Raw genomic sequence first — 24,075 nt, 5'->3', positions numbered from 1 at the left:
ACTCTGGAACTATTTTAGTCGACAGGAAGCGCTGAATCACCTTTTCCCAGCGCACGCTGCATAAAAACCGTATCCAGCCAGCGACCCTGTTTGAACCCGACCGAACGCAGGATGCCGGTCATCTCAAAGCCCGCTGCGCGATGCAGCGCAATGGAGCCCTGGTTCCCGCTGTCGCCTACATTAGCGATCAGCTGACGAAACCCCGCCTGCTCTGCCCAGGCAATCGCATGATGTAACAGGCGTGACCCGATGCCACGCTGCTGAAATCCCGGATCGATATAGATCGAATCTTCCAGCGTGTGCCGGTAAGCATGACGCGGACGATAGGGGGCCAGATAGCAGAAACCGCACACCTCACCGTCGCTGACGGCGATAAACCACGGCAGGCCCGCCTGCTGAATCTTGTGCATCCGCCCGGCGATTTCGGCGACATCAGGCGGAACCGTCTCAAAGGAGCCGGTGCCATTAAGAACATGCCAGGCGTAAATCTGCTGAATCGCCGGGATATGAACATCCTCTGCTGCAAAAATTTCCATTGTCACGCTCCGGTATTATCTTTAACGGCTGTACCTGGTGAAAAAACAACGGTATAGCGGGTCGTCAGGGGACGCAATGAAAATCTTGCGGGTGCGCATTCTCTCCTGTCGGCTCGCTTACCAGGATTAATCCTGGCAAATCGGAGGGCAGAATGCCAGGCAGCATGAAAGAGGCGATATCCGGGGGTATTAAGCCTTTTCTGAAAACCGCGCCAGCCGGATGATTCATTCCAGGGTTAGGGCTATTATCTCTGCGGTTTCGGTTGAGCTGATTTAATATCCGGGGGTGCGGCGTGATGCGATTTGTTGATTTTCTGAAAAGTAAGCAGGGGCTGCGCGCCGCGAGAAATCACTGCTTTGAATTAAATGGTGTGGTGCTCGGTCATTTCACTGCGCTATTTCTGCACGATAACCAGATTATTTTTACCAAAGATGGCAGGCATTGCGTCGTGCCTTATTATCTTGGTGCTGATGACGATTTAACTGAGCAGACGATTAATCCGCGCATTAATAATATCCGGGCGCTGAACTGATTAATTCCGCTCTCGCCCGCCACGCTTAATAACCTCCGCGTGCGGAGGTTATATTTATTCGCCAGAAAATGTGCGTTATCCCTCTTTTCGCTCTGTTCACGGCTGCCGCCGATCGCTTTGTGGCGCTTTCACTCGGCGCGGAACAACAAACAGCAGCAGCAGGGCACTGGCAGCAAACAGCGTCAAAGCCGTAACGGCGCCCAGCGCGGCATAGAGCTGGCCAAACAGCAGCGATCCCACCACCTGACCTGCTGCCAGCATAAAGAACAGCATCCCGACGCCGGTTGCCGGATCGTCAGCGGTGGCCTGCGCGCCCCAGACCAGCAACACCCCTGACAGCGTGACATAGCCTGCGCCACAACAGGCCACCGCCACCATTAAGCCCGCAGAGTCGCCCCGGCTAAAAGCCAGCACCAGCAGCGGCACGGCCATTCCGCACAGCGCGAGCCGGTAGACCCCATTCAGTCCGATACGGGCAGCCAGCGGGCCGGTAAGCACACCGGCAATGCCCGCTCCTCCGGCAATCAGCCAGAGCAAACGGGCACTCTCCGCATCCACGCCGACGTGCTGACGCAGCAGCACCGATCCAAAACTCCACCAGGCCGCACTGATCAGGCCTGAAACAAGCGCAATGCCCATCAGCCGCCGCAGTGCGCGGCAGTACAGGCGCGGCTGCCCGTGACGCCTCTGCGGCCTCTGAGCAGCGGTGTGAGAGGATATGTGACGCATCACCGGCAGCGCACAGGCCAGAGCGAGCAGGGCGAACAGCCCGCAGGCGGCGCGCCAGCCGCCCGGCAGCGTGCCGAGAATGATAACGGAGAGAATAATCCCCGCGCTGGTACCGGCATTGATCAGGGTGTTGATGCGCGGCTGGCGCGCCGCGGGCACACAGGCACTGACTGCCGCCGCCAGGGCGGGAGACGCCAGGCCGGAACTGAATCCGGCGATAAAGAGCCCGGCCGCCAGCAGCAGCGGCGAGGTGGCGAGGGCAAGCAGCAGCAGACCTGCCGTCGCACAGAGTGAGGCGAGTAGCGCCGTCAGCCGCGCACCGTAGCGCCGGGCCAGCGTCGCGGCGCTGAGAATGGTCAGACAGTAAGAGACAAAGCTGCAGGCGGAGAGCAGACCCGTCTGCTGCGGGCTTAACGGGATCGCTGCCGATATGGCGGGCAGCATCAACCCCCATGAGAAGCGGGCCATGCCATAGGTTACCGCGATCAGGCTGAAGCCGGTCAGAGCCAGCGCAGCAGGCGACCTCATCAGGAAGGCCCTTTCTGGAGCAGCAGCTGGCTGGCGATCTGCGCCGCATGCTGCGCGGCGGCGGGGCCGGTAATCAGCGCGGTGGTAATCGCCCCTTCAAAGAGCATCCAGATGGCATCGCTCAATGATCGATCTTCGGCACCGTGCAGGCAGGTTACACAGTCGGTGATGTAGCGGCGCATGGTGGCGCGGAATGCCAGCGCCTGCTCTGCCAGCGCCTGATCCCGTCCGGCATATTCTCCCCAGGCTTTAAGGAAGAAGCAGCCGTGCGCTCCGTTTGCCTCTGTCCAGCTGGCCAGCACGCTAAACAGCTGCGCGATCGCCTCCGGCTGGTGGGCCGGCAGCAGCTCAGCCATAAATCGCTGCTCACGCGCCGCCATCACCGCAGCGGTCATCGCCTCGCGTGAGGGAAAGTGATGATAGAAGGTTCGGGTGGAGACGCCCGCTTCCCGACAGAGCTGGTCGGTACTGGTGGCGTGGAACCCGTGGGTGTAAAACAGCCGCTCGGCAGCCTGAATGATGTCATCGCGTTTTTTCATACTTTAAAAGTAAACCGTTCGTTTTACTTTTGCAAACCGGGCACGGCTGGATGCGTCCACCGGTATTGATAAATCCGCGAAGCCGGGGGATTTAGCGTTCCGCTTAAAGGCGCGCCCTCTGTCGCTTTCACGCTTTTTCAGCTTCAGTTCATTAATACTCATAATTACCCCTGCGGGGGTAAGTGATTTTAGCGCTGCGTCTGATATGACCCGGACGGCAGAAGCGGTTCTTCCGGAAGTTATTTGTAATAATATATTGATATTGATAGATAATTGTATTTTTTCGCTGTTCTGGCATGCATTAGCACGGTAAATGCTTATGACGCGCTGAAGCGGCAGGCGGGGATCGGCGGCGATAAATAGCTGAAGCGAGTGAAGCGGGTAAAAAGGGCATATTCTCAAAGTCAGTCCGCACTCTGTAATAAAGTGGTTTTAGGGATAATTCTCAGTTAGTTTAATAAAGCTTCAGATTACAAATAAAATCTCTTACGAATTTTGGTTCGTTTTTTTAAGACACATACAGCAACTATCAGGATGACTACCATGCTCAAAGCCAGCTATTATTATCTGTGCCCGCGTCCCATGGGTGGATGGATTTTACACAAAGAAGGTTGCGTTAATCTGTCAAAGAACGATAAGCGCGTGTTTATTGGTTCGCTTTATACCCGTCAGCAGGCGCTGGCCGTGGCGAAAATACATCATGCCAATGCCATTCTCTGTAATGCCTGCCTCAGTACTTTTATTTGTCCGGGCAGCAGTACGGTAATTAAACCGGCACGCGCTGCCACGCCAACCCGTCATACGCCAAAACATTAAGCGCCGGGCTCTTTTTTCCGGGAAAGCAGATAAGGGCGGGAATAAAAGCGGGGGTAGTCTGAATTAAAAAAGGGCAGCGTTAATACGCTGCCCTGAGGATTATGCCTGTTTAGGCTGTCCGTTTGATGCGGTCAGCCCGCCATCGACCGGCAGATTGACGCCGGTAATATAGCTCGCCTCATCGCTGGCAATAAAGACAATAGCCCTGGCGATATCATCCGCCTCACCCGCGCGACGCAGTGGAATACGATCGTAAAAGCGCTCAAGCAGCGCCGGATCCTGTTTTGTATCTTCCGTCAGATCGGTAAAGGTAAAGCCCGGACAGATCGCATTGATGCGGACGCCGTCCGCGCCGTAGTCCATCGCCAGAGCGCGCGTAAAGTTGGTGATCGCCCCTTTGGCGGCATTGTAGATGCTCATGCCCCAGTCACCGCCTAAGCCGGAGACCGAGGAGATGTTAACCACGTTACCTTTGCTCTTCAGCAGGGCAGGCATGAAGTAGTGAACGCCGTGGAAAACCCCGTCCAGGTCGGTTTTCATCAGCGTTTTCCAGTCCTCAAGGTCCACTTCATGGATGCGGCCCTGGACAATCACGCCAGCATTATTCACCAGCACGTCAACCCGGCCATATTTATTCAGCACGGTTTCTGACAGTTGTTTAACCTGGGCAGCGTCTGAGACGTCGCAGGCCGCTACCAGGTGGTCACCCGGCGTCAGTCCGGCCAGCGTCTCTTCGAGTTTCTGCGCGGTGCGTCCCACCAGCACCACTGACGCGCCTTCTTCGGCAAAGCGTTTTGCGCTCGCCTCACCAATGCCGGACCCGGCACCTGTCACAACCACAACTTTCTGCGTAAATCTGGACATTATGCCTCCTTATCAGCATCAATTTTCACGTTTAACAATTGGTTAAGCCTGGCAGTGATTGCCAGAAATTCAAGCGCAGCGTCAGAGGCGCTGCGCCTGAAGCCTTACCGTCATCCCTAATCAGGGACGTCTGAACAGGGCGAAGCTGCGTCCTTCCAGCTCAAAATCCTTCTCTTTGGTGATGACCAGACCGCGTTTCGCCACGTCGCTGGTGGTCAGCTCCAGCACCCAGCCCCCTTCACCAAACTGCGGGATGCGGAAGGGCACGTTGCCCTCAAACGGGTTAAGCAGCATCAGCACATCGTGCCAGATACCCTCTTCGGTCTGCAGGTCGGGCCGCCCGATATAGACGCCCAGCGTGGAGCCTTCATCCCACTGCTCACTCTGCTGGAACCCGCCGCCGGCGTTAAACCATTTGATATCCATGCCGTCGCGCCAGTTCTCCCGACGCAGCAGAGGCTGCTGAGCACGCAGGCTCAGGATCTGGCGGGTGAACGCGCGCAGCGCTTCGGCGGATTCCGGCAGGTTATCCCAGTGAACCCAGGAGATTTCACTGTCCTGGCAGTAGCCGTTGTTGTTGCCCATCTGGCTGCGGCCAAACTCATCGCCTGCCAGCAGCATCGGCGTGCCGTGTGAGAAGATCAGGGTGGCGAGGAAGTTACGCTTCTGGCGCTCACGTACGGCGTTGATGCCTTCGTCGTCCGTTGGGCCTTCTGCGCCATAGTTGTACGATCGGTTGTCATTGTGACCGTCGTTGTTATCTTCGCCATTCTCATCGTTGTGCTTGTCGTTGTAGGAGACCAGGTCGTTGAGCGTGAAGCCATCGTGCGCCGTCACGAAGTTGACGCTGGCCCACGGGCGACGGCCGTGCTGATCGTAAAGATCGCCGGATCCGAGCAGACGGGCGGCAAAGTCGGTCGAAACGTTGTTGCCTTTCCAGTAGTCGCGCACCGTGTCGCGATACTGGTCGTTCCACTCTGCCCAGCCTGGCGGGAAGCTGCCGACCTGATAGCCACCCGGTCCGATATCCCAGGGTTCTCCAATCAGCTTTTTCTGTGACAGGATCGGGTCCTGCATCACGGCATCGAAGAAGCCGCCACGCGGGTCAAAGCCATCCGGTTCGCGCCCCAGAATGGTGCCGAGGTCAAAACGGAAACCGTCGATATGCATCGACTCAGACCAGTAGCGCAGCGAATCGAGCACCATCTGCAGCACGCGCGGATGCGAGGTATTAACGGTGTTGCCGGTTCCGGTGTCGTTGATGTAGTAGCGGTGCTGGTCCGGCAGGGTCCGGTAGTAGGAGAAGTTATCGATGCCTTTAAACGACAGCGTCGGCCCCAGCTCATTCCCTTCGGCGGTGTGGTTGTAAACCACGTCGAGGATCACCTCAATGCCGGCATCATGAAAGGCGCGAACCATGTCGCGGAAGCCCTGAATGCCGCGCGGACCGAAGTAGCGGGTCGCGGGCGCAAAGAAGCCCAGCGTGTTGTAGCCCCAGAAGTTTTTCAGCCCTTTATCCAGCAGATGCTGATCATCCGGGAACCAGTGCACCGGCAGCAGCTCGACCGAGGTAATGCCTAAGCTTTTGATGTAGTCGACGGTCGCTTTATGGCCCATGCCGTCAAAGGTGCCGCGCAGTTCGGGCGGCAGCGCCGTGTTGAGCTGGGTAAAGCCTTTGACATGGGTTTCATAGATCACCGTTTTCGGCCATGGCACGTTCGGACGGTTCCGGTCCTGCCAGTCAAACTCGTTGGGATCGACCACGCGGCACTTCGGTGTAAACGGCGCGCTGTCGCGGCTGTCAAAAGTGAGATCTTTATCGTCGTGATAGAGATCGTAGGCGAAGTGTGCCTCGTTCCAGGCGATGTCGCCCGCCAGTTCGCGGGCGTAGGGATCAAGCAGCAGCTTGTTCGGGTTAAAGCGATGACCATTCTCCGGGTCGTAGGGACCATAGACGCGATAGCCATAAAGCGCACCTGGCTTCAGACCCGGCACATAGCCGTGCCAGATTTCATGGGTATATTCCGGCAGTTCCAGACGGGCGATTTCCGTTTTACCGCTGGGATCGTACAGACAGAGTTCCACCCGCTCGGCGTGGGCACTGAACAGGGCGAAGTTTACGCCCTGACCATCAAAGTTTGCCCCCAGCAAATGGCTGTAACCCGCCGTAATTTCAAAACGCTGACTGTTTGACATTGATGCCTCGTTATTCAGTGAACAGATTGACGCGTAACAGAAAAAAGATTTCAGCGTGCCACCAGCACGGCGCACCACTGCGATGCCAGGTCGCCCAGCGCCAGCGCATCGCCTGCATCGAGCGTGTTACCGCTCAGCACATCCTCATAATGACGCTGACGCAGCCCGTCCGGCAGGGCGAGGCTGATCTCTGCCCAGCGCGCCGCAGGCGGCTGATCCAGGTTTTCCGGCAGGGCGTCAAAGACCCGGCGCGACACAATGACAATCACCGCCTGATCCCCATGGGTGCGGGCAAAGGCCAGCACCTTGTCCGGCTGCCCACCCCCGGCTTCCAGCGCCAGATAGTCGCCGTGGCGGAACAGGTCAGGTTGCTGCTGGCGCAGCGCCAGCAGTTTCACAATCGCCTGCTGATTAACCTGGCCACGCCGCCAGTGGGCCTCACTGCCGTCGTGCTGCGGCGCACTGAGCATGGCGGCCAGCGCGTCAAAGTCGGGCTCGCGGCGGTTATCGGGGTCGACCAGGCTGAAGTCCAGCGCCTCGCTGCCCTGATAAATATCGGGCACGCCCGGCGCGGTGAGTTTCACCACGGTCTGGGTCAGACTGTTGACCAGGCCCGCGCGGATAAAGGGCTGCAGCGCCTCGCAGAAGTCATTAAGGAAGGCGTGACTGGCGGGCGAGAGCAGGTGACGGGCATAGCCCAGCACCGCCTCTTCATAGGCGTCATTGTTGTCGGCCCAGTCGGTGCGCAGCTTGGCTTCACGCAGCGCTTTTTCCACGTAAACCACAAAGCGGGCTTCCAGCGCCGCCAGACCTTCTGCGTCGTCCGGTTGCAGGGTGGTCGGCCAGACTCCGGCCAGCGCTTCATAGAGCATCCATTCGACCGCCGGCTCCGGGGCCGGGCCATCTTTCAGCCGGACGACCTGATCCTGATTCATCTCCCGCCAGCGGCTCACGCAATCCGCCCAGCGCTGCGGCGCTTCGGTCAGGGTATAGAGCCGCGCACGCGCATCTTCACCGCGTTTGGTGTCGTGCGTTGAGGTGCCCGACAGTGCATCGGGCTGATGTTCGCGCCGCGCCTGCATTTCGGCGTGGAACTGCGCCAGCGAGAAGTGACGCGCCAGCGGTTCAGCGCCGACCTCATTCAGCGCCAGCGCCATGTGCTGACGGAAGAACAGCGTATCTTCGACAGACTTCGCCATCAGCGGGCCGGTCAGCTGCTGGAAGCGGGTGCGGAACTGCGTGGCATCCTCGCGGGCCGCAGAGGCGACCTCTGCCCGCAGAATCCGGGTCAGAAAGTCGAGCGCCGCGCTGTCTGGTGCCGTGGCGCTGGCTTTCACCTGACCGACCACCTGCTGCAGCAGCTGGTGGTCGGCAGGGGTCAGGCCCTCCGGGGTGCCGTAGGTGCGATAGACCGGGAACGCCACCAGCAGCTCGCGCAGCGCATTTTTCAGCTCAGGCTCCGGCTGTGGCGTGCCCTCTGCGTCGGCAATCGTCAGCGCCAGCTGGAGTAACCGGTTAAATTCACCGGCAAAATTACGGTTCGCCATCAACAGCTTGGCGGCGCGCAGCTCCGCTTTCATGTCCACGGTTTTGCCAATCACCGCCTGATAGGCTTTGCGCAGGCTACTCAGGCGATCGCTGTCGACCAGCAGGTTGGCGAGCGCCGCCATAAACTCATAGCCGGTGGTACCGGAAACCGGCCACTCATCCGGCAGCTGTTCATCCTCACCCAGGATCTTCTCCACGGTAAGGTAGCAGTCGGGACCCGCCGCCTGGCGCAGCTGCTCCAGATAGCCGCGCGGATCGGCCAGGCCATCGACGTGATCCACCCGTAAGCCCTGCACCGCGCCGCTGTGAACCAGTTCAAGAATCAGCTGGTGCGCTGCGTCAAAGACCGTTTTGTCCTCCACGCGCACGCCCACCAGACCGGTCACCTCAAAGAAACGCCGGTAGGAGAGGTCGCGCGGCGCATCGCGCCAGGACATCAGTCGCCACGGCTGCTGGTCATGCAGGGCCGCGATCTCTGCGGCATCGCGCAGGGCGAGCACCGCCTCTTCCCGATCCTGCCAGGTCCTTGGGTCCAGCGGGTAGAAATTGTCAAAGTAGGCCAGCGCCGGCTTGCCGCTCTGCGGGTCGCGCTGCACGCTGATCTCGCCATTCGCCAGCACCGCCTCAAAGGTGTCACCGAGGAACGGCAGTGTCAGGCGACGTGACCAGTCGATATCAAAATAGCTGGCGTAGCGACTCTGTTCGCCATGTTCGATCACGTCGCGCCACCACGGGTTCTCCAGCGACGCGGCCATATGGTTCGGCACAATGTCGAGGATCAGGCCCAGTCCGGCGGCCTGCAGCGCGGCGACCATCCGATCAAATCCTTCGCGTCCGCCAATGGCGGGCTCGATCTCGTTGACGTCGGTGACGTCATAGCCGTGGGTGGACTCCGCGGTCGCGCTGAAGATCGGCGAGGCGTAGAGATGGCTGATCCCAAGCTGTTTCAGATAGGGCACCAGCGCCGCGGCGCGGTCAAAGGTCATGCCGTTGCGGAACTGGATGCGATAGGTTGCGGTTGGAATAGTCATGCGGTTTCTCCCTTAGCCAGACGCACCACGATAGAGTCAGGCGCGAGTTCAGTTGCGGCCTGCGGCCAGGCAAACAGGGTCTTACCCGGCAGATCGGGGATCGGCTGCGTGCGGTTGCTGACGTTCAGCGCCAGGGAGAGCGTGCCCGCCGGGAAGTCCCAGCGCACCGCGAGGAAGCCCTCTGACGTCGTGATCACCTGGCCGGCGTCCCCCCCGGCGGTCTGCAGCAGCGGCACGATATGCTGCTGACGCAGGCTGAGCAGCTGGCGCGTCAGTGCCAGCCACTGCTGGCCTTCCGGCGTCTCCCTCTTCTGCCAGTTAAGTTTCGACTGTTCAAAGGTGGTCACATCATTAGGGTCCGGCACGGTTTCACCGTGACCGGCATGGCCTTCAAATTCTCTGGCGCGGCCTTCGCGCACCGCTTTAGCCAGATCGCCGTGGAAATCGGTGAAGAACAGGAACGGCTGGGTTTCGCCATACTCTTCGCCCATGAACAGCAGCGGGATATGCGGCGAAACCAGCAGGGTGGCCAGCAGCACCTGAGTGCGCGCGGCGCCAGCCAGGCTGATGAGCCTTTCACCCTGCGCCCGGTTGCCCGTCTGATCGTGGTTCTGGATAAAGTCGACAAAGGCCACCGGCGGCTGGCTGCTGCTTTTCACCCCACGCGGTTCACCTGACTGCTTCGACACTTCGCCCTGATAGACAAAGCCTTCTGCCAGCGCCCGCGCCACCTGCTGCGCCGGATGATCGGCAAAGTCCTGGTAGTAAGCGTGATCTTCCCCGGTCGCCAGCACATGCACGGCGTTGTGGAAGTCATCGTTCCACTCCCCCGTGAACAGCGGAGCGTCGCCTTTTTCATCACGCGGATGAAGGAAGGTGACATTGCGGCAGTCTTCGGTGGTGAGATGGATAGGGCGATCGGTAATCGTCGAGCGGATACGCTCGGCAATCTCAATCAGCACATGCTTTTCGCTGGGATCGTCAATCTGATCGATGGCGTCAAAACGCAGGCCGTCGAGATTAAACTCCTGCAGCCAGTAGAGCGGCGCCTCCACTATGTAGCGACGAACCGCATCAACATCATAGGCGATGCCTGCCCCCCACGGCGTCTTGCGCTCCTGATGGAAGAAGTCAGGCGAGAGCAGGGGCAGATAGTTGCCCTCCGGGCCGAAGTGGTTCAGCACGATATCGAGCACCACCGACAGACCGTGGCCGTGCGCTGCGTCGATAAAGGCTTTGAAATCATCGGGTGTGCCGTAGGCGGCGTGCGGTGCATAGAGCAGCACGCCGTCGTAGCCCCAGCCGCGGTTGCCGCCAAACTGCGACACCGGGAGCACCTCGATCATGGTAATGCCGGTTTCCGCCAGCACCGGAAGCTTTTCAATCGCGGCCCGGAAAGTGCCTTCGGGGGTAAAGGTGCCGATGTGCAGTTCATACACCACCGACTCCGTCCACGGACGGCCGCGCCACGCCGTGTTCTGCCACTGATAAGCATCAGGATCGATCACCAGAGAGGGGCCGTTGACCTCCGCTTTCTGGGCGCGGGCGGCGGGATCGGGCACGGCTGTGCCATCGGCCAGCACAAAGTCATACTCCGCGCCGGCGGCCACACCGGCAACCTGCGTCTCAAACCAGCCGTCAGCCTGCGGGGTCATCTCTATGTCTTTACCGGAGAGGCGCAGCGTCACACGTTGCTGGCCGGTTGCCCAGAGGCGAAAACGCACCTCATCACGGGCAACCCGTTCAGCGCCCCAGCTTTTGGAAAAAGATTTGGATTCCATTCAGTTGCCTCATTTAGCCTGGAAATGCGCAATGGCGTCCATCGCGCGAAAAGGATGTTGATCATGCAAATGTCAAAAATCATAAACCTGCCAGCGAGACCAGGATGCCGGGTGGGCCGGCGCGTCTCTTCAGCCAGGAAGCTGGACTGGTATTCAGTGTGATGCGGTGGAAAAGGGCGGTGAGACCGCTTCCACGCGGCTACAGTGAATAATCATAGACTAAGATGTTGCCCTCGCCGGGCGGCGGAGGGGCTGGTGAACAAAATTTGCGTTTATGACGCTGAATCAGCGTGATTCGGGGTGACAGAAAGCGGGGACGGCGCAGAAAAGGCTGACGCAGGGGGCGGATTCGCTATAAGCTCAGGCACGTCCGGACAGGCTCGCCCGTGACGCTGAATGTTTAAGGAGAGGATGTGAGGAAAAACGCCCTGTTAGCCGTGTTGCTGCTGCTTTCTGCCTGCTCTAACCGGGTCGGACACCGGCTGGACAATTCGCATCTGCAGCAGATTCATGCCGGTCAGACCACCAAAGCCCAGCTGATCGCCCTGTTCGGCCAGCCCGACAGTGAAACGCCCTACCCGGACGGGCAGCGGCTGCTGAAATGGACCTACAGTGAGGCGCGCACCCTGAATACCACCGAGGGGCAGACGCTGACCGTGCAGATGAAAAATGACAGAGTGCTGAACTATGCGCTGAGTAAAAGCTGAACCGCGCGGCAGCAGGGGCCGCCGCGCGTGGGGGGTTACTGTTCGCTGCTCTGCTGCGCGTCCCGGCTTCCGGGGTGCGGCTGAGCCAGCCGGGCGAAATCGGACCCTGCCGGATGCTGATAGATCTGCAGTTCAAACAGACGGGCCATCGAATAGATAAACTCAAAAATTTCCGCCTGGGTATTCTCATAATCCACCCACAGAATGGAGGAGGTGAAGCAGTAGATCTCCACCGGTAACCCATCCGGTGACGGTTTCAGCGGCCTCACCACGATATACATCTCTTTCTGAATATCGTGACGCTGGGCGAGCCAGGCGGTCAGGAACTTACGAAACACCATCAGATTGGTAATGCCGTTCTCCATAAACCAGCGGTCGCCCACAGCGCTGATGTCGCGCCCGTCCAGCAGCCCGGTGATCGCTTCGCTGGCGATGCGGATCTGGCTCATCGACTGCAACATCTCCTGATTCACAAAGGTGATCGACTTCTGATCCAGATAAAAGCTGCGCATGATACGGCGCGCACCGGAGGAGAACATCGCCTGCCAGTTCGTGTAGGTCTCGGTCAGGAAGTTCTTGGTCGGGATGCGCGAAATGGTGTTGTCCCAGTTGCGGATGGTGATGGTGTGCAGCGCAATATCGATCACCTCCCCGCTGATATTGTTATCCGGCATCTCAATCCAGTCGCCCAGCTGCAGCACGTCGTTGGAGGAGAGCTGAATATTGGCCACCAGCGACAGCAGCGTATGCTGGAAGATCAGCATCAGCACGGCGGCCACCGCACCCAGCGAGGAGATGATGATCGCCGGTGACTTGTTGGACATAATCGCCAGAATCATGATCGCGGCAATAATGTGCACCAGGATTTTACCGATCTGGATGTAGCCTTTAATCGAGTGATTCTTGCGCTTCGATTTGCGCGAATAGGAGCTGTTAACGATCTCCAGCACTTCGTTGAAGAAGATCGACAGATAGATAAAGAACAGGATGCCGCAGATGGTCTGCACGGCGATCTTCAGATGCTCCGGCAGGCCGGGCATGAACTGCAGGAAATTGTAGACCACAATGACCGGCACAAAATTGGAGAGCTTCTGCGAGAGGCGCACATCTTTGTCCAGCGGCACGCCCTGTTTGTGGCTGCTGAAGAAGACTTTCCTGACCACTTTGACGATGAAGAATTTGCAGATCAGGTGAGTGACCATCCCGGCCATTATCAGCAGCAGCAGGCTGAAGCTGGCCGACAACACGCTGTTTCCCTCAATAAAACGCATCAGACTCTGTATGTAATGCATGATAACCACGTGCAAAAAATGTAAGGGGCGAATTCAACCACAGCAGAGGGGCGGATGTTAAGCGGCGAATGCGCTCAGAGGCCTTCGCAGCGCTTTTTTTGTCCGGCTGAATGTGCCTGGCATCACGCCGTGAAAAAGCTTTTCCATCAGGCACTCAGATAAACGCGGCGCTGGCCGATAACGCTACTATCTCCTCTGATATGAGCCTGCTCACATGATAAAAAATCTTAAAATAACGCACGGTATTCTGGCGGTGCTGGCCGTCTTCATCATTTTACTCACCCTGACCGGTTTCCTGTTCTACAACGGCATGGCAAAAGCCGATAAAAACTTCGTGGCCGCTGAGCAGCTGACGCTGCAGCAGCAGCACCTGAGCGATGCCGTAAAAACCCTGATCAAAACCCGCGTCACCATCAACCGCGTGGCGATCCGTTTCCTGAAGAATCAGCAGGACCCGAAATCGCTGGCGGCGATGGCGACGCTGCTGGAGCAGGCGGGGCAGTCTGCGGCGGCGGCCGACGCCGACTTCACCGCCTGGCAGGGGCTGACGCAGCAGGAGAAACAGAGCGATGCGCAGGCGACGCAGGTGAAGGCGGCCTATCAGCAGATGCGTGAAACCATGCTCGCCTCCATCACCTTTCTGAAGCAGGGCAACTATCCGGCTTACGGCAACCTGGAGGCGCAGGCCGCCCAGGATCAGCTCGACAGCGCCTATCAGGCCTGGCGTGCGCTGAACATCCAGCTGATGAAAGCGACCTCCGAGCATAATCAGCGCAGCCTGACGGATGCGCTCTGGACGCTGCTGACCATCGGCCTGATTACCGTTGTGGTGGCCGCAGCGGTCTGGATCGGGCTGCAAAAACTGCTGGTTGGCCCGCTCGGCAGGCTGACCGGTTACATGCGTGCCATCTCGGGCGGTGATTTAACCTCCGCGATTCAGCAGGAAGGGCGCAATGAGATGGGGCTGCTGGTTCAGGAGCTGCAGCAGATGCGCGATGCGCTGGTGGTGACCATCACCTCGGTTGATGACGCTACCCGCTCAATCTTCACCGGTGCGGCGGAGATCTCCGCGGGCAGCAGCGATCTCTCCTCCCGCACCGAGCAGCAGGCCGCCGCGCTGGAGCAGACCGCGGCCAGCATGGAGCAGCTCACCTCGACGGTGAAACTCAACGCCGACAACGCCCGCCAGGCGACCACGGTGTCTAAAGAGGCGTCAACCACAGCGGTGCAGGGCGGCGAGACGGTGGCCCGGGTCATCGCCAACATGGATCAGATCAGCGAAAGCTCCGGTCAGATCGCCGGGATTATCGCTATTATCGACAGCATCGCGTTTCAGACCAACATTCTGGCGCTGAATGCGGCCGTTGAGGCGGCGCGCGCCGGGGAGCAGGGCCGGGGATTTGCGGTGGTGGCGGGTGAAGTGCGATCGCTGGCTGGCCGCAGCGCCACGGCCGCGCAGGAGATCCGCGGCCTGATTGACCGCTCTGCTGAGCGGATCAGAACCGGTGCCGGTTACGCCGCGCAGGCGGGCAGCGCGATGGAGAGCATCGTGACATCGGTAAGCCGGGTCACGCAGCTGATCGAAGAGATCGCCGCCTCCTCGACCGAACAGACCCGTGGCATTGAGCAGGTCTGCATCGCCGTTTCAGAGATGGATGGCGTTACGCAGCAGAACGCCGCGCTGGTGGAGGAGTCTGCCAGTGCCGCCGCCTCGCTGGAGGAGCAGGCAAGTTACCTGCGTAAAACGGTCGCGGTTTTCAAAACCGGCACGCTGCACGCCGCGTTTTCAGCCGCACCGGTCGCGAAGGCGATCGCCGCGCCACAGCGTCAGCCTGTCGCCGTGGCAGACAACGACAACTGGCAGAGCTTCTGACGGGAACGCCTTTTACGTCAGGGTTCCGCTTTCTCCGCCATAAAAAAAACCGCCCGGGGGGCGGTTTTTTTATTCACTTAACGCATCAGGCCGGAACAGACTGCGCCTTCTGGCTGCGGGACCAGACGCGGTGCGCTTTCATCGCCTGCGTAAATTCAGAGGTCAGGGCGCTTTCCGCCGAGTCACCCTGCACGATGCCTTCTTCCTGATCGCCATCACCCAGACCGAACTGCGCTTTGAAGCGGCGCGCGTCGCCCACCAGGCCAATGACCTTGAGGTGCTTGTAGGCTTCCAGCAGGAAGTAGCGGGCATCACCACTTAACAGCAGCGCATCGATGTTGCCATCCGGTACGATCACCGCATCAAAGGTCAGCGAAGGCAGACCGGCGAAGGTGGCGTCGATCGGCAGTACGGAACCATCGTCGGCACGCACCTGGCCCATGTGCGGCGCCAGAAGTTTGGCGTGCACGCCTTCCGCTTTCAGCGCCTGCAGGATCGCCAGCACACCGTCCGCTTTCACGCCGTCGCTCAGCAGCAGTGCAACCTGACGGCCTTTGATCTCGCCATCCGGCACGGCATAGAGGCTCAGGCTGTCATCTTTGGTCAGGCCGTTGACCGGTGCCGGCGGCTGGATATTGCGCTGCTCGTCGGTCAGGGCGATGCCCAGATTGTCGGCCACACCCTGCGCCAGTTTGGTATCGATGCGCGCCAGATGATCCACCACGCGCTCACGAATATAGGCACGTCCTACTTTGCTCAGCTCAAACGAATAGGCACCGATGATGTGCTGCTGCTCAACCTCGGTCTGGCTCTGCCAGAACAGGCGCGGCTGGGCATAGTATTCGCCGAAGGAGGGGCTGCGCTCGCGCACCTTGTGGCCTTCGATCCGCTCCTGATAGCTCTCGAAGCCGCCGCCTTTCGCCGCCGGTGGGGTTTCACGCGGCCAGTTGTCGTTGATCGAGTTCGGCTCGTAGTTAGCCGGGTTGGTGTCGATGTCCTGACGATGCATCCCCTGACGCTGGAAGTTATGGTAAGGGCAGGTCGGACGGTTAATCGGGATCTCGTGGAAGTTCGGGCCGCCCAGACGACTGATCTGCGTGTCGGTATAGGAGAACAGGCGACCCTGCAGCAGCGGATCGTTGGAGAAATCGAGCCCCGGCACGATATGACCCGGATGGAATGCCACCTGCTCGGTTTCGGCAAAGAAGTTGTCCGGATTACGGTTCAGCACCATTTTGCCGACAATTTCAACCGGCACCAGCGCTTCCGGGATCAGTTTGGTGGCATCGAGAATGTCGAAGTCAAACTTGAACTCATCCTCTTCCGGGATCAGCTGCAGGCCCAGTTCATATTCCGGGAAATCGCCCGCCTCAATGGCTTCCCACAGATCGCGGCGGTGGAAGTCCGGATCGCGGCCGGTCAGTTTCTGGGACTCATCCCACAGCAGTGAGGCTTTACCGGCCACCGGCTTCCAGTGGAAGCGGACAAAGGTCGCTTTGCCTTCGGCGTTAATCAGGCGGAAGGTGTGAATCCCGAAGCCTTCCATGGTGCGATAGCTGCGCGGAATGCCGCGATCGGACATCGCCCAGATGACGTTGTGCATGGTTTCCGGCTGCAGGGAGACATAATCCCAGAAGGTGTCATGGGCGCTCTGGCCCTGCGGGATTTCATTGTGCGGCTCCGGCTTAACGGCGTGCACAAAGTCAGGGAATTTATGCGCATCCTGAATAAAGAACACCGGGGTGTTGTTACCGACCAGGTCAAACACGCCCTCTTCGGTATAGAACTTGGCGGCGAAACCGCGGATATCACGCACGGTATCGGCAGAGCCAGCACCACCCTGTACGGTGGAGAAACGCACGAAAACCGGGGTGGTCTGATTCGGATCGCTGAGGAACTGAGCTTTGGTCAGTTCTTTCAGTGAGCGGTAAGGCTGAAAGTAGCCGTGTGCCGCTGAGCCGCGTGCATGCACGATACGCTCAGGAATACGTTCATGGTCAAAGTGCGTGATCTTCTCACGCATGATGAAGTCTTCCAGCAGGGTCGGACCGCGTGTACCGGCTCGCAGGGAGTTCTGGTCGTTGGCGATGCGGGTGCCCTGATTGGTGGTCAGCGGCTGGTTCGTGCCGTTTTTACGGCTGGCTTCAAGCTGGTCGAGTTTAGCGTTGTGGGTCTGTGGCGCTTTCAGGCTGCCTGGGGCGGTAGGCTGCTTGCCTGGCGGAGTGGGTTCGGCGGGTGGCTGATGCGAACCATCTTTCGGTGCCAGCGAACCCAGACCCGGCTCTGACGACTCTGGTCCGGTAGTGGGCGCACGGTGGCTCAGGGGTTTCTTCTCAGTTTCTTTCGACATTAATCCATGCTCCGGCTGTTGTTTTATTTTCGACGACACTAAATATAGAACAACCTGAACAATGCTGAGGGTAAACGGGGCATTTAATCCGGATGGCTGCCTCTTTTTCGTCCGGCTGAAAACGCACGCTAATCTCCGGGTACGCCTCGTCGCTTCGTTTATTCACCCCCTGTGCCGTCTGGCTTATCGGCGCGTCAGTGCCCGCCCGCCAGGCCATCCGCTCTGTTTTCCCTCCGCCAGCCTGACCTGCCATCTCTCCCCGCTGAGGCGCTGAACCGGGGAGATAACCATAAACAGATTTAATGTTGATAAAGCGGCAAACGGGTTGAACATGGAAATGTTATATCATAACATTTCATTTTGTAACTTTTACTGAGGGTCAGGTTGTGGTGAATCATGCAGGTAAATGGATAGGGATCGTGGCGGCGCTGTTAATCACGCAGCAGGTGCAGGCACACGGCAGTCACGCACATGGCAAACCGCTGTCAGCGCAGGAGCAGAAAGCCGCAGAAGGAGTCTTTGCTGACAGCGACGTGAAAGATCGTTCGCTTTCTGACTGGGATGGGCTGTGGCAGTCGGTCTATCCGCTGCTGCAGAGTGGCGAGCTGGACCCGGTCTGGCAGAAAAAAGCGCAGCAGGACCCCCATAAAACGGCCGCAGAATATAAAGAATATTATCGCAAAGGGTATGCCACCCGCGTCGATACCATCGGTATTGAAAATGGCGTGATGGAGTTCCACGTGGGCAACCAGGTCAGCGCCTGTCACTACCGCTATGACGGCTATAAAATCCTGACCTACAGCTCCGGCAAAAAAGGGGTGCGCTACCTCTTTACCTGTGAAGACGCGAACAGCCGCGCGCCAAAATATGTGCAGTTCAGCGACCACACCATCGGACCGCGTAAGTCTGCCCATTTCCATATCTTCACGGGCAACGACTCTCAGCAGGCGCTGCTGGCGGAGATGGAGAACTGGCCGACCTATTATCCCTACCAGATGATGAATGCTGAGGTGGTGGAGGAGATGCTGCACCATTAAGCGCGGGGTAAGATGGCTCACGGGTGACGGCGGGTCGGACTCCTGTCCGCCGTCCTTCTCCTGACCCGTGGCCGCGCTGTCAGCCCACCCAGACCGGGCGGCGCGAAGCGGGGATACCCTTCACGACGCGGCGATAAGCCTCCTCCACCAGTTGCTGAATCAGGCCGGGCGAGAGGCCGTCACCGGGCGAGACCGTAATCCAGTGGCGCTTATTCATGTGATAGCCGGGGGTAATGGAGGGGTAGATGACCCGGTGCAGCTCCGCCTGCTGCGGCTCACATTTCAGCGTGATGATGAGCACCCCGCGCAGTTCGGTCAGCAGCAAAAACACTTTTCCACACACTTTATATACCTGATGTTTCGGCCCGAACGGATAGCTGCATTCGGCGGCGGGCAGCCGCTCCGCTGCGTCGATGGCGATGCGCTGGATTTCATGGCCCTGCATAGCGTTTCTCCCTGTCACTCTATAGCCTGCCTCTGCGCCCCCGCGACTGGCTGGTCGCCAGAGGCCTGTTACACTTCTGATAAGCATCAATCAGGAGCAGTCATGAAATTAGGCTTTGCATGTAAGTATCTCAACAGTGATGGCAAACAATTTTTCCCGTTTCGCGCCACCACCCGTAAACGGTTTCTGAGTTTATCGCATGATGAACGTTATCAGCTGCTCCATGAGATCAGCGTGACCAATCTGAATCATCTTTATCAGACGCTGGAGCAACTGGCTACCTTACCCGCGCCTCTCCGGATGATGCGTATCGGCAGCGATCTGCTGCCGCTTTACACCGTGCCCGAAGCCACACCGCTGTTTGCGGCGTTTCTGCCCGAGCTCCATCCGCTGTTTGCCCGCTGTGGTGAACTGGCGCGGGCAAACGATATCCGGCTCTCCTTCCATCCGGGCCAGTACACCGTGCTGGCCTCCGACAATCCCGATGTGGTGACGCGCGCGCTGGAGGATGTGGAGTATCACACGCTCTGCGCCACGCTGATGGGCTACGGCAAACAGTTTCAGGATTTCAAAATCAACATCCATATGAATGGCAAGGCGGGGTTCGACGGATTTAAACGCGCCTTTAAGCAGCTCAGCCCGGAAGCGCAACGGATGCTGACGGTGGAGAATGATGAGATCTCCTGTTCACTGGATGACGTGCTGCAGGCGGCACCGCTCTGTCCGGTGGTGCTGGATATTCACCATCACTGGGTAAAAGAGAGTGAGTTTATTCAGCCAGACGATCCGCGTGTTGCCCGCGTCATCGACTCCTGGCGCGGCGTGCGTCCGGTGCTGCACTACTCGATTTCGCAGGAGGGGATCATTCCGCCGCAGGGCTGGCCCGATCAGGCTGCGCTGGGGGTGAGCAAAAGCAAACTGCGGGCGCACTCTGATTACTTCTTTAACCCGACGCTGAATGGATGGGCGCTGTCGTTTCAGGATTTCGACATTATGTGCGAAGTGAAAATGAAGAATCTGGCGCGGGAACCGCTCTACGCCTGGGCGATAGCGCAGCAGCGGATAGCCGATCCCCTGGCAGAGTGTGCCAGGGAATCGTCCTGTTAAATAATCGCCACGCCGCCGGTGACGGCGATGGTTGCCCCTGAAATGTAGCTGCCTTCGTCACTGGCCAGCATCACATAGGTGGGTGCCAGCTCAGCAGGCTGACCGGCCCGCTGCAGCGGCACTTCGCTGCCAAAGTTTTTCACCTGTTCAACCGGCATGGTTGAGGGGATCAGCGGCGTCCAGATAGGGCCGGGCGCGACCGCATTGGCGCGGATACCTTTTTCAGCCAGCAGAGCGGCCAGTCCGCCGGAGAAGTTGACGATGGCGGCTTTAGTGGCCGAATAGGCGAGCAGCTTCGGTTTTGGCTGATCGGCATTGATTGAGGCGGTGTTGATGATCGACCCGCCCGCCGGCATATGCCGGGTGGCGGCTTTGGTCAGGTAAAACATCGCGTAGAGGTTGGTTTTCATGGTGCGGTCAAACTCTTCATCGCTGATCTCATCCAGCGACATACGCGTCATCTGAAAGGCGGCGTTGTTGACCAGGATGTTAACCTCCCCGAACGCCTCTACGGCCCGATCGACCAGCGCATTACAGTGAGACGCCTCGGTAATATCGCCGGGCATCAGCACGGCTTTGCGACCGGCGGCCTCCACCAGCCGGGCCGTATCCTGCGCATCTTCATGTTCATCGAGGTAGGAGATCAGCACATCGGCACCTTCACGGGCAAACGCAATGGCCACAGCCCGGCCAATGCCGGAGTCGCCACCGGTAATAATGGCTTTTTTACCCGTCAGGCGGCCTGATCCCTGATAGCTCTCTTCGCCATGATCGGGCTGCGGCTGCATCGCGGCAGTGCTGCCTGGCCACGTCTGCTGCTGTTCGGCGAAAGGCGGCTGTGGACGCTGAGTGGATGACATGGATGTTCCTCCAGTAAAAGGGGCGAAACCTGTCAGGGCGTCACTCCCCGACAGGCGTGCAGCATGAGTGATTAAGGTTTCGGCGGCGTGATACCGTCAATCTGCTCTGCCTGGGCACCGGAACCCGGGCGGGCGTTACCGAGAAGCGGTTCGTCACCCAGAATATCGGGCTGCTGTTTCGCGCTGAACTGACCCTGACCATCGTAAGCCGGACCGCTGCTCCAGCGGCCTTCCGGCAGCGGTTTATCCAGTGAGGTGTTCAGGCAGTAGTAGGAGTGTTCCTGCGCCTCATTTTCCTGCGGGAAGCTGTTCGGGATCGGCAGCGAGGCGTTCAGTCCGCCCATCTCCTCAATCACCGCCAGCCACTGCTGCTGGTGCATGGTGTCCCTGGCGATCAGGAACGAGAGGAAATCCTTCATGCCTTTATCTTCGGTCATGTTGTAGAGACGGGTAGCCAGCACGCGACCGGTGGCCTCTGCGGTGACGTTGGCCAGCATATCCGCCGCGACGTTACCGGAGGCGTAAATGTGGCTCATGTCGAACGGCATCCCGTTGGCGTTCACCGGCATTGCGGCCAGGCCGGAAGAGAGAATATGGCGCGGGTTCATGCCACCCAGAATCGCATTGACCACCGGATCTTTCGCGGAGGCTTCCTGGTAAGAGAGGGGGGCACCTTCCAGATTAAGCGCCACGGCGTAGCCCAGCATTTCGATATGGCTCAGCTCTTCGGTGGCGGTTGAGATCAGCAGATCGCGAATCCGCACATCACCGCGTGCGCCCATTGCCTGGAAAAAGTATTGCATCGCTACACGAATTTCACCTTCGACGCCGCCGATCGCCTGCTGTAACAGCATGGCAAACTCTGGATCGGGTTTCTCTACACGAACCGGAAATTGAAGTTTTGATGAATGATGAAACATGATTATTTTCCTCGTCTGTGTTTGCAGGAGATGCAGAAAAAGCCTGGACACAGATATCGGATAAATAAAGCGAACCGAGAGCAATTAACCGCAATCGGTGGTGAAATAAGCGGCAAAAATAGTTAAATCTGGCACGATATCTGGCTGTAAGAGAGGGAGGAAAAGAGGGGACGGAAAGGGGGTTTGCAGGACAAAAAAAAGCCCCTTATCAGGGGCAGATTCCGGACAGGAAACGCATCCATGCTAATTCGCGTTCCATCGTAACAGACACAGGTTTTTTAGCTGGCGCTGGCTGCCGGCGCACGCTGCAGAACATGTTCGAGAGCCTGACGGTAAACGTCCTGTTTAACCACGTCACGCTCACTCTCCAGGCGATTAATCAGGCCCAGCACGACATCTTTATCGGAAACGTGGGCTTTGGCACGGGCGAGTTCAGCATGGACAGCCGCGATAACCTGTTTTTCAGTCGTCAGTGTCTTGCCAGAGTTCATGAAGTAATCAGAAATCTGAGACTCTGTATTCATCGTAGGTTGCATGTCAGGCCTCATAAGAAATTGGGGGTTGATGCGTCGATTCAGATCCGGTGACCGGCAGACGCAAAAAAAAATTGCATCTGAAGGTGGAAATCCACAACACCTTCAGATGCGGTGCAAAGCACCCTTCGTTACAAGTGATTTATCGTCACGCAGTAAAGTTATACAAGAATGAGAAACTTGTACAATGAAATCTGATAAAAGTGTACTGGTCGGAGGTGTTGACGGGTTGAGTTTTCCGGCAAAATGGCAGGGTTATTTATTTTATATGATTAAATACAAAGAGTTAATTTGTTGTCCCGGTCAGCGTAACGGGAAGGGCAAGGCACCCGTTTATTTTGCGGCCACCCGGTAAAAACGTTACAACTGCCTTTTTTACGCCGTTTTTCTCCAGAAACCTGTACAGCCTGTACAGGTTTCTGCGGTGCACAGGATCAGCGTGCACCGCGGCTGCTGGAATCCTGACCGTCCGGCCGGTCAGGACGCATAATTCACTTCACACGCCGGAGGCAGAAGACTAAGGTTGACCCCTAATTCATCACAAGGAAACGATCATGGTTCACGACTATTTCGCGATACCGCCTGCGGGCATCACTCAGGAGCAACACAAACGTTCGGTCGCCGTGGCGGCTGCCCTGTCAGTGGCAAAAGAGTCCGTCAGCGCCTCGACCTCGGCTACCGGCTCTAAAGCCTCCTGGGACCTGCAGGCAGTGGCCAATGAAATTGGCAATCTGGCCGACGCGATTCAGGATGCGCTGGAGAGCGACAGCGCGGTTTAAACGCTGACGGCGAGGCCACCGCTGCCGCTGAGACGGAAGAGAACAGGGCGGTGGCAGCGACCCGCACAGCCTGCGAACGGTCACTGTCGGGCACTGCCGGAAAGGGGGTTATCTCATCGCCCCCGGCTCAGACTGGATAGCGTGGCAGAGCCTGTGCGCTGCTTATTTCCTTTCTCCCGACCGCTCCGCTCTTCTTGTTTTTTGCGCACGATCACTCTCTTATCTGACCTCTTTTCATTCCCGGAATGATTCAGCGCACGCGGCTGAACATTCTCTTTTTCTGCCTGCGATAAATGTCCTTCAGCCAGCGTCACCGCATTAAGGCTGTCGCGCGTTGCCGTTTAAAAAGTGGAATAATCAGGCTGCGTTGCCTGTTTAAATGGCCGCCGGGCGTGATCCGATTGTGCTTAAGTTAAAAAGTCAGCGGGTGAATTTATAAGAAGAATGAATGTAAGTCGCTCTCAGCGTTATTTTATCGCTGCGGAGAAAATCATCTGATTTCGCTTAATATCGCGGCAGCCAGAAAGAAAGATTAAAAAAAGTGTGTGGTTGTCAGGCGCTTTACTTAAAAACACCTCGTTTCGCTTGATTAAAAGGGGGATTCGATATTACTGTATTTATATACAGTAATCCGGAAGAGGAGAACAATGATGGAATTTATCAAACCTGCGGACATACGCGCCGCAATGGCCTTGCCGCTCTATATCGAACGTGTCCCGTGCGGATTTCCCTCCCCGGCGCAGGACTATGTTGAACAGCGTATCGATCTGAATACGCTGATGGTACAGCACCCCAGCGCCACCTATTTTGTCCGGGTCAGCGGCGAATCGATGATAGAGGCGGGCATCAATGATGGTGACATGCTGGTGGTCGACAGCTCCCTTACCGCCGGGCACGGGGACATCGTGGTAGCCGCCGTCGACGGGGAATTTACCGTGAAACGCCTGCAGCTTCATCCCTGCCTGCAACTGATGCCGATGAACACCAAATTTAAGCCCATCGCCATCCAGACTGAAGATGTGCTGGAAGTGTTTGGCGTCGTCACCTTTGTGATTAAATCGACGCACTAAG

The 24,075-nt window shown here is 58.2% G+C and carries 22 protein-coding genes; 8 read left to right on the top strand and 14 right to left on the bottom strand.

Annotated features, from left to right (window positions below; all coding sequences use genetic code 11):
- Positions 1–14: 14 nt before the first annotated feature.
- Positions 15–536 (bottom strand): GNAT family N-acetyltransferase, encoded by a 522-nt coding sequence (locus F3I47_RS02085; protein WP_140925210.1) that lies wholly within the window; start codon positions 534–536, stop codon positions 15–17.
- 296 nt (positions 537–832) lie between these two features.
- Here F3I47_RS02085 and F3I47_RS02080 point away from each other — a divergent pair, with 296 nt between their 5' ends.
- Positions 833–1,069 carry a hypothetical protein gene (locus tag F3I47_RS02080; RefSeq protein WP_009090441.1) on the top strand — a complete coding sequence of 79 codons (237 nt, stop codon included), beginning with the start codon at positions 833–835 and terminating at the stop codon, positions 1,067–1,069.
- Positions 1,070–1,165: 96 nt separating this feature from the next.
- Here the strand turns inward: F3I47_RS02080 and F3I47_RS02075 are convergent, their stop codons facing one another.
- The 3 genes from F3I47_RS02075 to F3I47_RS22265 are packed head-to-tail and all read right to left on the bottom strand — an operon-like array spanning position 1,166 to position 3,027.
- The gene (locus tag F3I47_RS02075) at positions 1,166–2,326 is read right to left on the bottom strand and encodes an MFS transporter (protein ID WP_150029979.1); all 1,161 of its coding nucleotides are present in this window, start codon (positions 2,324–2,326) and stop codon (positions 1,166–1,168) included.
- On the bottom strand, positions 2,326–2,865 hold the full coding sequence (locus tag F3I47_RS02070) for a TetR/AcrR family transcriptional regulator (RefSeq protein WP_150029978.1): 540 nt from the start codon (positions 2,863–2,865) through the stop codon (positions 2,326–2,328). The genes F3I47_RS02075 and F3I47_RS02070 overlap by 1 nt, the downstream gene beginning before the upstream one ends.
- A 3-nt stretch (positions 2,866–2,868) precedes the next feature.
- Positions 2,869–3,027 carry a hypothetical protein gene (locus tag F3I47_RS22265; RefSeq protein ID WP_167428252.1) on the bottom strand — a complete coding sequence of 53 codons (159 nt, stop codon included), beginning with the start codon at positions 3,025–3,027 and terminating at the stop codon, positions 2,869–2,871.
- Positions 3,028–3,408: 381 nt separating this feature from the next.
- Between F3I47_RS22265 and F3I47_RS02065 the strand changes: the two genes are divergently transcribed.
- Entirely contained in the window at positions 3,409–3,681 is a 273-nt protein-coding gene (locus F3I47_RS02065) for a hypothetical protein (RefSeq protein ID WP_009090436.1), read from the top strand.
- A gap of 99 nt (positions 3,682–3,780) precedes the next feature.
- On the opposite strand, the gene F3I47_RS02060 is transcribed toward F3I47_RS02065, so the two are convergent.
- The 4 genes from F3I47_RS02060 to treZ all read right to left on the bottom strand — a co-directional run bounded on the left by F3I47_RS02060 (position 3,781) and on the right by treZ (position 11,101).
- Positions 3,781–4,545, bottom strand: coding sequence for an SDR family NAD(P)-dependent oxidoreductase (locus F3I47_RS02060; protein ID WP_009090434.1), 765 nt, complete (start codon positions 4,543–4,545; stop codon positions 3,781–3,783).
- A 120-nt stretch (positions 4,546–4,665) separates the two neighbouring features.
- Complete coding sequence (gene glgX, locus F3I47_RS02055; protein ID WP_058956644.1) at positions 4,666–6,741, bottom strand: glycogen debranching protein GlgX; 2,076 nt, start codon at positions 6,739–6,741, stop codon at positions 4,666–4,668.
- Positions 6,742–6,791: 50 nt separating this feature from the next.
- Positions 6,792–9,320 carry a malto-oligosyltrehalose synthase gene (treY, locus tag F3I47_RS02050; RefSeq protein WP_150029977.1) on the bottom strand — a complete coding sequence of 843 codons (2,529 nt, stop codon included), beginning with the start codon at positions 9,318–9,320 and terminating at the stop codon, positions 6,792–6,794.
- Positions 9,317–11,101 carry a malto-oligosyltrehalose trehalohydrolase gene (gene treZ / locus F3I47_RS02045; protein ID WP_150029976.1) on the bottom strand — a complete coding sequence of 595 codons (1,785 nt, stop codon included), beginning with the start codon at positions 11,099–11,101 and terminating at the stop codon, positions 9,317–9,319. The genes treY and treZ overlap by 4 nt, the downstream gene beginning before the upstream one ends.
- Before the next feature lie 413 nt (positions 11,102–11,514).
- Here treZ and F3I47_RS02040 point away from each other — a divergent pair, with 413 nt between their 5' ends.
- Positions 11,515–11,808: a hypothetical protein gene (locus F3I47_RS02040; protein ID WP_009090426.1), complete on the top strand. Its 294-nt coding sequence runs from the start codon at positions 11,515–11,517 to the stop codon at positions 11,806–11,808.
- A gap of 35 nt (positions 11,809–11,843) precedes the next feature.
- Here F3I47_RS02040 and F3I47_RS02035 read toward each other — a convergent pair whose 3' ends face one another.
- On the bottom strand, positions 11,844–13,100 hold the full coding sequence (locus F3I47_RS02035; RefSeq protein WP_009090423.1) for a mechanosensitive ion channel family protein: 1,257 nt from the start codon (positions 13,098–13,100) through the stop codon (positions 11,844–11,846).
- Between the two features lie 214 nt (positions 13,101–13,314).
- Here F3I47_RS02035 and F3I47_RS02030 point away from each other — a divergent pair, with 214 nt between their 5' ends.
- Positions 13,315–14,973 carry a methyl-accepting chemotaxis protein gene (locus F3I47_RS02030; protein WP_150029975.1) on the top strand — a complete coding sequence of 553 codons (1,659 nt, stop codon included), beginning with the start codon at positions 13,315–13,317 and terminating at the stop codon, positions 14,971–14,973.
- A gap of 85 nt (positions 14,974–15,058) precedes the next feature.
- On the opposite strand, the gene katE is transcribed toward F3I47_RS02030, so the two are convergent.
- Entirely contained in the window at positions 15,059–17,323 is a 2,265-nt protein-coding gene (katE, locus tag F3I47_RS02025) for a catalase HPII (protein WP_150029974.1), read from the bottom strand.
- Between the two features lie 389 nt (positions 17,324–17,712).
- Here katE and zinT point away from each other — a divergent pair, with 389 nt between their 5' ends.
- A complete protein-coding gene (gene zinT / locus F3I47_RS02020) occupies positions 17,713–18,360 on the top strand; it encodes a metal-binding protein ZinT (protein WP_050544663.1) in 648 nt (215 codons plus the stop codon).
- Between the two features lie 79 nt (positions 18,361–18,439).
- Here the strand turns inward: zinT and F3I47_RS02015 are convergent, their stop codons facing one another.
- Complete coding sequence (locus F3I47_RS02015; protein ID WP_009090418.1) at positions 18,440–18,805, bottom strand: MmcQ/YjbR family DNA-binding protein; 366 nt, start codon at positions 18,803–18,805, stop codon at positions 18,440–18,442.
- Between the two features lie 102 nt (positions 18,806–18,907).
- Here F3I47_RS02015 and F3I47_RS02010 point away from each other — a divergent pair, with 102 nt between their 5' ends.
- Entirely contained in the window at positions 18,908–19,912 is a 1,005-nt protein-coding gene (locus F3I47_RS02010) for a UV damage endonuclease UvsE (protein ID WP_140925233.1), read from the top strand.
- On the opposite strand, the gene F3I47_RS02005 is transcribed toward F3I47_RS02010, so the two are convergent.
- From F3I47_RS02005 to F3I47_RS01995, 3 genes are all read right to left on the bottom strand, one after another.
- Positions 19,909–20,772 (bottom strand): SDR family oxidoreductase, encoded by an 864-nt coding sequence (locus F3I47_RS02005; protein ID WP_058956549.1) that lies wholly within the window; start codon positions 20,770–20,772, stop codon positions 19,909–19,911. The genes F3I47_RS02010 and F3I47_RS02005 overlap by 4 nt on opposite strands.
- Before the next feature lie 71 nt (positions 20,773–20,843).
- Positions 20,844–21,692 (bottom strand): manganese catalase family protein, encoded by an 849-nt coding sequence (locus tag F3I47_RS02000; protein WP_009090415.1) that lies wholly within the window; start codon positions 21,690–21,692, stop codon positions 20,844–20,846.
- A 278-nt stretch (positions 21,693–21,970) separates the two neighbouring features.
- Positions 21,971–22,216 carry a biofilm development regulator YmgB/AriR family protein gene (locus F3I47_RS01995; RefSeq protein WP_009090414.1) on the bottom strand — a complete coding sequence of 82 codons (246 nt, stop codon included), beginning with the start codon at positions 22,214–22,216 and terminating at the stop codon, positions 21,971–21,973.
- Between the two features lie 563 nt (positions 22,217–22,779).
- Here F3I47_RS01995 and F3I47_RS01990 point away from each other — a divergent pair.
- Both F3I47_RS01990 and umuD read left to right on the top strand, forming a co-directional pair.
- On the top strand, positions 22,780–23,004 hold the full coding sequence (locus tag F3I47_RS01990; RefSeq protein WP_009090413.1) for a hypothetical protein: 225 nt from the start codon (positions 22,780–22,782) through the stop codon (positions 23,002–23,004).
- Positions 23,005–23,654: 650 nt separating this feature from the next.
- Entirely contained in the window at positions 23,655–24,074 is a 420-nt protein-coding gene (gene umuD / locus F3I47_RS01985; protein ID WP_009090412.1) for a translesion error-prone DNA polymerase V autoproteolytic subunit, read from the top strand.
- The last annotated feature ends 1 nt before the right edge of the window (position 24,075 follow it).

The sequence above is a fragment of the Pantoea sp. M_10 genome, from assembly GCF_008631515.1.
GTDB classification, from domain to species: Bacteria; Pseudomonadota; Gammaproteobacteria; order Enterobacterales; family Enterobacteriaceae; genus Pantoea; species Pantoea anthophila.
The sequence above is the reverse complement of the archived record's forward strand: the minus strand, read 5'-3'. Positions and strand labels throughout refer to the sequence as shown.